This window comes from Chryseobacterium piscicola, from assembly GCF_900156685.1.
GTDB classification, from domain to species: domain Bacteria; phylum Bacteroidota; class Bacteroidia; order Flavobacteriales; family Weeksellaceae; genus Chryseobacterium; species Chryseobacterium piscicola.
Map to the genome: position 1 here is coordinate 1 of NZ_FTOJ01000016.1, position 9,785 is coordinate 9,785.

Annotated in this window: 9 protein-coding genes; 4 read left to right on the top strand and 5 right to left on the bottom strand. The window is 30.0% G+C overall.

All coding sequences use genetic code 11. The features are described 5' to 3' along the window. The coding region (locus BW939_RS15335; protein ID WP_228417264.1) for a restriction endonuclease subunit S at nt 1-734 on the top strand (734 nt) is incomplete at its 5' end. A 4-nt stretch (nt 735-738) separates the two neighbouring features. On the opposite strand, the gene BW939_RS15340 is transcribed toward BW939_RS15335, so the two are convergent. After that, entirely contained in the window at nt 739-1,950 is a 1,212-nt protein-coding gene (locus BW939_RS15340; RefSeq protein WP_228417266.1) for a restriction endonuclease subunit S, read from the bottom strand. Between the two features lie 137 nt (nt 1,951-2,087). Here BW939_RS15340 and BW939_RS15345 point away from each other — a divergent pair, with 137 nt between their 5' ends. From BW939_RS15345 to BW939_RS15355, 3 genes are all read left to right on the top strand, one after another. After that, nucleotides 2,088-3,011: a tyrosine-type recombinase/integrase gene (locus BW939_RS15345; RefSeq protein WP_076452891.1), complete on the top strand. Its 924-nt coding sequence runs from the start codon at nt 2,088-2,090 to the stop codon at nt 3,009-3,011. Between the two features lie 78 nt (nt 3,012-3,089). Beyond that, the gene (locus BW939_RS15350) at nt 3,090-4,130 is read left to right on the top strand and encodes a PDDEXK nuclease domain-containing protein (protein WP_076452892.1); all 1,041 of its coding nucleotides are present in this window, start codon (nt 3,090-3,092) and stop codon (nt 4,128-4,130) included. Between the two features lie 29 nt (nt 4,131-4,159). After that, nucleotides 4,160-7,042, top strand: coding sequence for a type I restriction endonuclease subunit R (locus BW939_RS15355; protein WP_076452893.1), 2,883 nt, complete (start codon nt 4,160-4,162; stop codon nt 7,040-7,042). Between the two features lie 196 nt (nt 7,043-7,238). On the opposite strand, the gene BW939_RS15360 is transcribed toward BW939_RS15355, so the two are convergent. From BW939_RS15360 to BW939_RS15710, 4 genes are all read right to left on the bottom strand, one after another. Next, nucleotides 7,239-7,832: a hypothetical protein gene (locus BW939_RS15360; RefSeq protein ID WP_123891597.1), complete on the bottom strand. Its 594-nt coding sequence runs from the start codon at nt 7,830-7,832 to the stop codon at nt 7,239-7,241. After that, nucleotides 7,810-8,220 carry a protein-export chaperone SecB gene (locus BW939_RS15365; protein ID WP_076452895.1) on the bottom strand — a complete coding sequence of 137 codons (411 nt, stop codon included), beginning with the start codon at nt 8,218-8,220 and terminating at the stop codon, nt 7,810-7,812. Before BW939_RS15365 ends, BW939_RS15360 begins: the two co-directional genes overlap by 23 nt. Before the next feature lie 15 nt (nt 8,221-8,235). After that, the gene (locus tag BW939_RS15370; RefSeq protein WP_076452896.1) at nt 8,236-8,469 is read right to left on the bottom strand and encodes a hypothetical protein; all 234 of its coding nucleotides are present in this window, start codon (nt 8,467-8,469) and stop codon (nt 8,236-8,238) included. Nucleotides 8,470-9,147: 678 nt separating this feature from the next. Beyond that, the gene (locus BW939_RS15710; RefSeq protein ID WP_084566681.1) at nt 9,148-9,588 is read right to left on the bottom strand and encodes an HNH endonuclease signature motif containing protein; all 441 of its coding nucleotides are present in this window, start codon (nt 9,586-9,588) and stop codon (nt 9,148-9,150) included. Nucleotides 9,589-9,785 lie beyond the last annotated feature (197 nt).

A 9,785-nucleotide genomic window follows, 5' to 3' on the forward strand; every position in this document is an offset into this window, starting at 1 on the left:
CCCTTACTTTAAGTTTACCAAAATTCAATGAACAAGATAGAATTTCTTCATTTTTGGCTTTACTTGATGAAAGAATTCAGACCCAAAGCAAAATAATTAAGGAACTAAAGGTACTAAAAACTTCTATTACTAAAAGGATATTTTCGAGACAGTTGAAGTTTAAAGACAAAGACGGAAATTATTACCCTGATTGGCAAACTAAAAAATTAGGAGATATAGGAAATGTGAAAATGTGTCGAAGAATATTTAATGAAGAAACTTTTCCATCTGGCGATATTCCTTTCTTTAAGATTGGTTCTTTTGGGAGAGAACCAGATGCATATATTACTAATAAATTGTTTTCAGATTATAAACAAAAATTCTCATTTCCTAAAAAAGGAGATATACTAATTTCTGCTGCTGGAACAATTGGTAGAACAGTTGTTTATCAAGGAGAAGATGCGTATTTTCAGGACTCTAATATTGTTTGGATTGATAATGACAATACAATAGTCACGAATGTTTTTCTGTATTATATTTTACAAGTTGTGAAATATAATACAGAAGGCGGTACTATTCAGCGGTTATACAACGCTATTTTAAAATCCACTAAATTTAATTGTCCTACAATTGCTGAACAAATTAAAATCTCAAATTTTCTTTCATCTTTCGACTCGAAAATTAAGATTGAAATCCAACTTTTACAAAAATTAGAAGAACGGAAAAAGTTTTTATTGCAACAAATATTCGTATAATTTTCTATACAAACATTTGCTGTAAAAGATATTTTTTTTGTATTTCCAGTTTTTCTAAAACAACTTTTTCAGTTTGGATTTTTTGGTTTATTCTGGATAGAAATGAAGCAATTCTTTTTTGTTCTTGAATGTTCGGAATTAATATAGGCATTTCAAAAAAGTCGCTATTAGAAAAACTCATTCTGTCGGCTCTGGCACCATAATTTGCAATGCTTTCCATATATTCATGCCAAACATTTGAATTAAAAAAGTGTTCAAAGAAATCAATATGCCCTTCTTTGAACCTGAAAACCATATACAGCGGTGACATAACTCCAATATCTATTTTATTCCTTGAAATAGGTCCAACTGGAGCTTCTTTTGAAATTCTTGGATTATAAACAAAATCATCTTTTTCAACAACATAATAACCATTGATGTTATTTTGATTTGCAATTTCTTTATAAAAAAAATCGCTTTGATTGATTATTCCAAAACTTGCGGAATTTGAAAGAACAGTTTTTATCTGCATCTGTTTATTTTTTGAGATTCTTTTTTCCGCAATAATACCTAATCTTGTTATTTCCCAATTAGAAAAATTATTCCCGTATTCATTTTTAAACCTGATTTTTTGTTTGAAAATATTATTTCTGAGATTTTGAATTAAGGATTGATAATGTAATAGTATTTTGCTTTGGGTGTGTATCCGCTCCTCGCATAAACTAAATAAAGTTTTTATTCTTTCTTGTTCTTTTTTATCAGGAAATGATAATTCAATTTTTGAAATTCGTCCGACATTGATACTTAAAACTTTTGATCCTTGAGACTCCTTTTGAATTTGTGTTCTAACTTGTTTGGATTTAAATAAATATCCAATAAATCCTAAGTAGAAAAGATTTTCTTTTGGTCTTGCCAATAAAGTATGTAAACCTGATAGTAATTTTTCTCCATTAATATTTACAACTTCAATACTTTTACCCACATCATTCAAATCTTCGGAAGCATCTGCAAATATAACGTCTCCTTCTCTGCAATAATTTTCCTCAGAGATTTTTCGCACACTTATTTCTTTATTTAAAAAAGGTACTACTTCATTCTTAATATTAAATAAGGTTTGAAATTTTGTATGAATGTCTCCGTAATGTATATTTTTCACCGTTCCTTCTTCGTAATTCAAATTTTCACGAGAAAAAGAATTGGTTACTTTAAAGTCCATAACTTCCCCCAACGTCTTCACTTCCCATTCCCCTTCAAACCCCGGAAATCTCAAATTAGGAACATCAGATTAAAAAAGTCACTTTTTCGGATCAAAGGGATTAAAAATCCTTAATTCCTAAATGTTTTCCTTTGAGATTTTAATTTCAAATAAATAAAATGAACAAAAAACAACTTTCTGAAGTTATCGATCTGTGGAAAGCAGATAAAAAGCAGTATGTCAAAAAATCAAGCTTTTCAGCTTACACTTTGCTGATTGAAAACCATGTATTACCATCATTCGGAAACAATCATAACATTGAAGAACAAGAAGTACAGGCTTTTGTATTTCAAAAACTTAATTCAGGTTTAAGCCATAAAACCGTAAAAGATATTTTAATTGTCATAAAAATGATCCTAAAATTCGGTGCTAAAAATAAGTGGTTGAGCTATGTGCCATTCGATATTCAGTTTCCTACAGAAAGAGAAAAACATATTGTTGAAGTATTGACAAAATCAGACCAGAAGAAAATAATGAATTATATTCAGGAACATTTTACATTTAGAAATTTAGGAGTTTACATCTGTTTAAGCGCAGGTATTCGTATCGGGGAAGTGTGCGCATTGACATGGGAAGATATTGATACAGATAGTGGAGTAATAAGCATTAACAGAACAATCCAACGAATCTACGTGATAGAAGAAGGAAGCAGAAAAACCGAATTAATTCTTGATACACCGAAAACAAAAAATTCAATTCGTGAAATTCCTATGAGCAAAGATTTATTAAGGATTTTAAAACCATTTAAAAAAATTGTTAATTCTTCCTTCTTTGTATTAACGAATGATGCCAAGCCAACAGAACCTAGAACTTACCGTAGTTACTATAAAAATCTAATGAAGGAACTTAATATGCCGGAACTAAAATTTCACGGATTAAGACATAGCTTTGCGACCCGGTGCATTGAAAGTAATTGTGATTACAAAACAGTGAGTGTATTGCTAGGCCATTCTAACATTAGTACGACCCTAAACCTTTATGTACATCCTAATATGGAACAGAAAAAAAAGGCAATCGAACAAATGTTTAAAGGATTGAGATAGTAACAATTAATGAAGGTTCTGCAATAGCATCGCAGAACCTTTTTCTTATATTTGTGAATAACAAAACTATGCTTTTAGATGAGTGACGAAATTATACAAAATAACGATTATAAAGATTGGTCAGCATTTATTTTCAATAAAATAAAGGTCGCTCAGACCCAAGCCGCTCTTAAGGTTAATGCTGAAATGCTCACCTTATATTGGGAAATTGGGAATTCAATTATTGAAAAACAGCAGAAAAACGGTTGGGGAAGCAAGGTAATAGAACTTTTAGCTAAAGATTTAACACATAATTTTCCTGATAGCAAAGGGTTTTCAGTTCGTAACCTGAAGTACATGAGAAGTTTCGCCAAAGCATATCCTCATTTTCCAATTGTGCAAGTACCGCTTGCACAAGGTGAAACGCAATTTGTGCAAGTGCCACTTGCACAAATTACCTGGTATCATCACATTAGTCTTCTTACTAAAATTAAAGATGTCACAGAACGTATATTTTACATTGCAGAAACCGCCAAAAACGAGTGGAGTAGGGATGTGATGCTTTTACAGATTCAAAGCAACTTATACTCTAGAAGCGGAAAAGCGTTGAATAATTTTGAACAGACATTACCCGAATATCAATCAGACTTAGCGAAAAGTATTTTCAAAGATCCATACCATTTTGATTTTTTAATGCTCGCAACCAAAGTAAAAGAGCTGGAAATAGAAAAACTTTTGACCCACAAAATCACGGATTTTCTTTTAGAACTGGGAAAAGGATTTGCTTTTGTAGGACGACAGTATGCCATTGAAGTCGATAACACAGATTACAAAATTGATTTGCTTTTCTATCACACGGTTTTGCATGCCTATGTAGTGATTGAACTAAAAGCAGGAGAATTCATGCCGGAATATGTTTCCAAATTGAATTTCTATATCAGTGCAGTTGACGATAAAATCAAGACACCATTCGACGAGCCAACCATTGGGTTATTACTCTGCGCTTCAAAAAGTAATGTGAAGGTAGAATATGCAATGCGGGGATTAGACAAACCTTTAGGAGTTGCAACCTATCAGTTGGAACAGTTGGTAAAAGAAAATATCGATAAATTAAACGAAGATAACGGCGAAGAGCAGTAGAATATCTCAACCAAAAAACTATTACCATCTTGAGTAAGCAAAGCGAACAGATTTTAGAATCACAACTCGTTGCCCAATTGCAAAAATTGGGTTATAAATACATTACTATCGCTAATGAAAAAGCTTTATTGATAAACTTAAAAACGCAGTTAGAAAAACACAACCATATCCACTTTAGCGACAGTGAGTTTGAAAAGGTCTTAAATATCCTTAACAAAGGATCTGTATTTGAAAAAGCAAAAACACTACGCGAAAAAAAACATCATATTATACGGGATAACGGAGATAATCTGTATTTCGAATTTTTAAATGTAGAACATTGGTGTCAAAATGAATATCAGGTAACCAACCAAATTACTCAGGAAGGAAAATATGAAAACCGGTATGACGTTACCTTACTGATAAATGGCCTTCCTTTGGTTCAAATAGAATTAAAACGAATTGGTCTGGAAATGAAGGAAGCTTTTAACCAAATCAACCGTTACCAAAAACACAGTTTCGGGGCTGGTAAAGGACTATTTCATTTTGTTCAGTTATTCATAATCAGTAATGGTGTAAACACAAAATATTTCAGCAATTTCGGAGTGCATAAACAAGAATATCTTCAGACTTTTCATTGGACAGATGAACAGAATAATCCGTTGAACAACATTCTGAATGGCTTTACAGACACATTTTTAGAGCCATGCCACATCAGTAAAATGATATGCAAGTATATTGTGCTGAATGAAACTGAAAAAAGCCTTATGGTATTGCGTCCCTATCAGTACTACGCGGTCGAAAGTATTATTAAGAAAGTAACAGAAAACGAAATTCTTAACGGTTACAGCATCGAGAAAAACGGATATATCTGGCATACTACAGGAAGTGGTAAAACGTTAACTAGTTTCAAAGCAAGTCAGGTTCTATCTAAAATACCTACCATTAAAAAAGTAGTTTTTGTTGTAGACCGAAAGGATTTAGATTCCCAAACCAGTAAAGAATATAATAGTTTCAGCAAAGACTGTGTGAGCTCAGCAACAAATACAGATGATCTTATTCGGAAGTTTACTGACCCAAATGTAAGAATTATTGTTACCACTATTCAGAAGTTAAACAACGCTATTTCAGGAAGAAATTTACTGAAAATGAAATCAGTCAAAGATGAAAGGATGGTCTTTATTTTTGATGAATGTCATCGCTCTCAATTTGGTGACACACATAAAAATATAGTTGGCTATTTCACTAACATTCAATTATTTGGATTTACCGGGACACCTATCTTAGCAGAAAACTCTGATGGTGAAAAGACTACCACAAGCTTATTTGGGAAATGCCTTCATAAATACGTCATAACCGATGCTATAAGAGATGAAAATGTATTAAAATTCTCAATAGAATATATTCAAACATTTAAAAAGAAAGATCATATTATTGATTTGAAAGTAGAGCAGATTAACGAATCTGAAGTTTTTGAAGCTCCGGAACGTAAAGAGGCTATTGCTGATTATATAATCCAATACCATGACCAGAAGACACAAAACAGAGATTTTTGTGCGATGATGTGTGTGCAGGATATCGACGCTGTAATCCAATATTATGAAATTTTTAAGCGTAAAAAATTAAACGGAGAGCATAATTTAAAAATAACTACGATTTTCAGCTTTACCCAAAATGAAGAGCCAATAGAAGAAAAAATGGCTTCAAAACTAGATCTTGCTGCAGAACCTCCAGCAGAATATGAGAGTAGATACATTCCGCATAGAAGAGAGCTTTTGGAAAAATACGTTCAGGATTTTAATGAAATGTTTGGAATGGTAGAAAATATCAGAGATACTGAAGCGTTTTACAATTATTATAACGCTGTTGCCAAAAAATCAAAGCATCCTAAACATGAAGCAGATATTTTGTTAGTAGCCAATATGTTCCTTACAGGATATGACAGTAAAAATTTAAATACTTTATATGTTGATAAAAATCTAAAATATCACGGCCTGATACAAGCCTTTAGCCGCACCAACCGAATTTTAGATAAAAATAAGACTCAGGGAAATATCATTAGTTTTAGAAATCTGAAAGATAGAACAGATGAAGCGATTACTTTATTCAGTAATAAAGAAGCAATTGACGAAATCATTGTTGAACCCTATGAAACATATGTAGAGCAATTCAATTTAGCCACTGAAAAATTATTGCGAATTGTACCCGAAATTGATTCTGTTGATGGATTATACACAGAAGAAGACCAGCTGCAATTCGTGAAAGCATTCAGGGATATGATCCGTTTGTTGAAAAAGATGAATCACTATACTGAATTTACATGGAAAGATTTAGAAATAGATACAGATCTATTTAATGGTTACAGCAGCAAATATCAGGATTTAAAAGAGAAAATTACAATAGCTCCTACTACTCAAAAAACTTCTATTCTTAATGATATCGACTTTGAATTGGAGCTAATCCGACGCGATACTATAAATGTCACCTATATTATTCAGTTACTTATTAAATTCAAATCAAAAAACAATAAAAAAGATAAAGAAAGCATTGAAAAGGAAATTTTTAACCTTCTAAATACAGAAGTGTCTTTAAGAAGTAAAAGAGAATTAATAGAAAAATTTATCCAACAAGGCTTAGTCAATATTGAAGACATAGATACAATTCCGGATGAATTTGAAAAGTTCTGGAATAGAGAACAAATAAATGCATTTCAAGAATTAGTCAAAGATGAAAATCTCTCAGAAGAAAAAACCGAAAAGTTAATAGAAAATTATCTCTTTACAGAGCGTGAACCGTTACGACAAGAAATCTTAGATCTTCGATTAGACGGGAGACCTGGCATATTAGAGTCTAAAGAAGTGGGAAATCGAATTTTAAATAAAATTTTAGGGTTTATAGAGACTTTTGTTGATGGTATTTCGGGAAAAATATAATATCATAGATTAAGAATTAGATATATGAACGGGGAAATATTCAAGGTGCTTCATCATTAGGTTACATAAAAAGAATTGAAACTGTTTTACGTAAAAAGAAAATAATGGTGTTTGAGACTAATCGTTTTTTGAGACTGAAAGATGATATTCTTAAAAAATTAATTATTTCTATCCATTATTTCAAGTCTTAAAATAATTATACTAAATATTCATCAGTATAGATATCAGGATGAATAATCCTATAATCTTGTAATGAAACTTTTGCGCAATCATATATGCAAACTTGAATAGGCGGAATCAGATCTAAATAAGCTGGTAATTTAGAGTCAAATTTAAATCTTTGTAAAAATGAATCATTTCCATCATTATTTGCTATAGAATTGGTTCCAATAACCCTAATAGCATATTGATTAAAGCAATCTATTTTTCTCATAAACTCTATAATTCGCTTCACAGTAGTTGTTTTATTTACTAAACCTTCAGATTCCATCCTATTAACGATATTTATCATGTCTTTCATATGCGAATAGTTACCTACCAAATCATAACATAAATTTTCATTCAAATCCGCTGTTGCATGACAAATGACATATGTGCCATAACCGGAATTCTTTCCCCAGAAATGAGCCAACTCTAAAAAACTATCCCAAAAATAATATCCATCACCTAACCAAGACGTTTTTTTTCTGCACTTGAAAGGACCGTAATATTCAATATCTTCAGGATTATTTCTATCTTCTAATGTTTGATAAAGAGAATTCAAAATATTATTCTTCTTTTGTGTTTTCACTAAGAGGCTTTTCAAGAGCAGTTAAATTCATTGCTGGCAAAAGTATAGGAGGTACATTAGCTTGTATAGTGACCATACTTAAAAAACCTCGTAGAAAAGGAAATAAAATAGCAATTGAATTTCTATAAAAATATGGCGGAATATTTTCTATAGTATTAATATCTGTAAATTTAAATCTCCCTATACAATTAATAGTTACGAAATTATCTTCAATCTCATCACACTTTGCAGAAAAACAAAAGTTTAATGTATAAACCATTTCTTCTTTATTAAATACACCTTTTGGATCAAACTTTATTTGATACTCCTTATTATTGTAGTTATCAAGATTAATATTTACTTTATCGAAAAAATAATGTTCTAGTGAAAAGGCTGCTTTTTGTATCATCTCTAATATTATAATTTAATTAAAAGAAAATCCGAAGTAATACTCCGGATTTTCTTGTTTGTTTATTTTTTTACTATTTAAAGGAGATTCTAAATTTTTTACCCTATAAATATTTTCTGACCATTTTAAGAACTCCATAGCTGGAGGTCCGATGGTATCCATAGCTTCAGTCTTATTCCATTCTGATAACACTTTTTCCTTTGGAGTGTTGTCAAGGAACTCTTGTAAAAGTTCAAAATTTGTTTTCATAATCTATATAATTAAAAATGAATCCAACTTAACTTGATTCATAATTATAGTTTTACTTTTATTTTATTTATTCTAAATAAAATAAATTACTTTATAAAATATCGGAATGCTGGTTATCTAATTAGCAAACAATATGCTAAGAATTATTTTGTAATTAGAAATCAAACTATTTTATGGTGTAAATATATATATTCTAATGATTTTATTATTCATTCATCTAATGATTTTTATCTATTTATATTATTTGTAATTATTCTAAATAGTCTCTAATCTAATTTCAATAGAAATTTATAGAAATATTACATTCTAATAATTTTATATTATTATTTATATTCATAATTCTTTTAATGTAATATTTCGAATTCTATCATTGACATGAGAATCTTTTTTCAGATATAGCGGACTATATAATTTTAAAAATAAAGCAATTATTGAATTATCTTTTGCTAAAAACATCACTTGTTTTATACAGACAAAATTAAATATGTGAAGCGTCAAAAGTCGACGTATTATTTTTTTATACAATCAATCGTTTTTTGAGACTTAATTATACATACTTTTCAGAGCTTTGCTGGTGCGTAATCGCAGCATAATTCTTCGATTCTACACTACAGGTTAATTAAAAAATAATCTTGTAAATTTGCAATCTGCTCAACCTTTGTTAGGCTATCGCCCCTTTTATGATTTTTTATTAATTCTTTCCAGTCGTTCTTTATATGTTATTTCAGAATGACATTTTGAACACAAAGATTGTAAGTCTTCTAGTTTCTCATCTGGAAAATTTTCATATGTTAAATGATGAACTTCTTCAGCATCTTTGTTACATATTTGACATTTATTTTCATCTCTAATTAGAGCTTTTTTTCTAATATTTCTATATTTTTCTGTTGCATAATGTTCTTGCAGTTTACCAAAATTTGATAATCTGAAATTATTTTCATTAATAGCTTCTTTTATAAATCGAAAATCATTCTCAATATTATCTTTCCATTCTTTTAGCCGATAAATATTAATTTCATCTCTAATTTGATCAGAAAATTTTTTAAAAGATAATGGTTTGCTTCTATTCACAATTCCTCCGCAATTAATACATTGATAAAGCAATCTTTCTACTTTCATAGTTTTATCAATAATTACAATTTTTAGTGGACTTCTACAACATTCATCAATTTGTATTGCCTTTTGGTAATTACAATTTGGACATTCAAAAAATTCATGATATGGATATGCAAATAAAAATTCCAGTATAAGTTAAGCTACATTTTGATAAATTTTGTTTTGATTATTAAACTCTTCAATAGTTTTGTATTTCAGTG

What these genes read in the sequence shown, in the direction of transcription:
- BW939_RS15365 (WP_076452895.1), bottom strand. Translation starts at nt 8,220, where the DNA reads ATGATACAAAAAGCAGCCTTTTCACTAGAACATTATTTTTTCGATAAA.
- BW939_RS15350 (WP_076452892.1), top strand. Translation starts at nt 3,090, where the DNA reads ATGAGTGACGAAATTATACAAAATAACGATTATAAAGATTGGTCAGCA.
- BW939_RS15370 (WP_076452896.1), bottom strand. Translation starts at nt 8,469, where the DNA reads ATGAAAACAAATTTTGAACTTTTACAAGAGTTCCTTGACAACACTCCA.
- BW939_RS15345 (WP_076452891.1), top strand. Translation starts at nt 2,088, where the DNA reads ATGAACAAAAAACAACTTTCTGAAGTTATCGATCTGTGGAAAGCAGAT.
- BW939_RS15710 (WP_084566681.1), bottom strand. Translation starts at nt 9,588, where the DNA reads ATGAAAGTAGAAAGATTGCTTTATCAATGTATTAATTGCGGAGGAATT.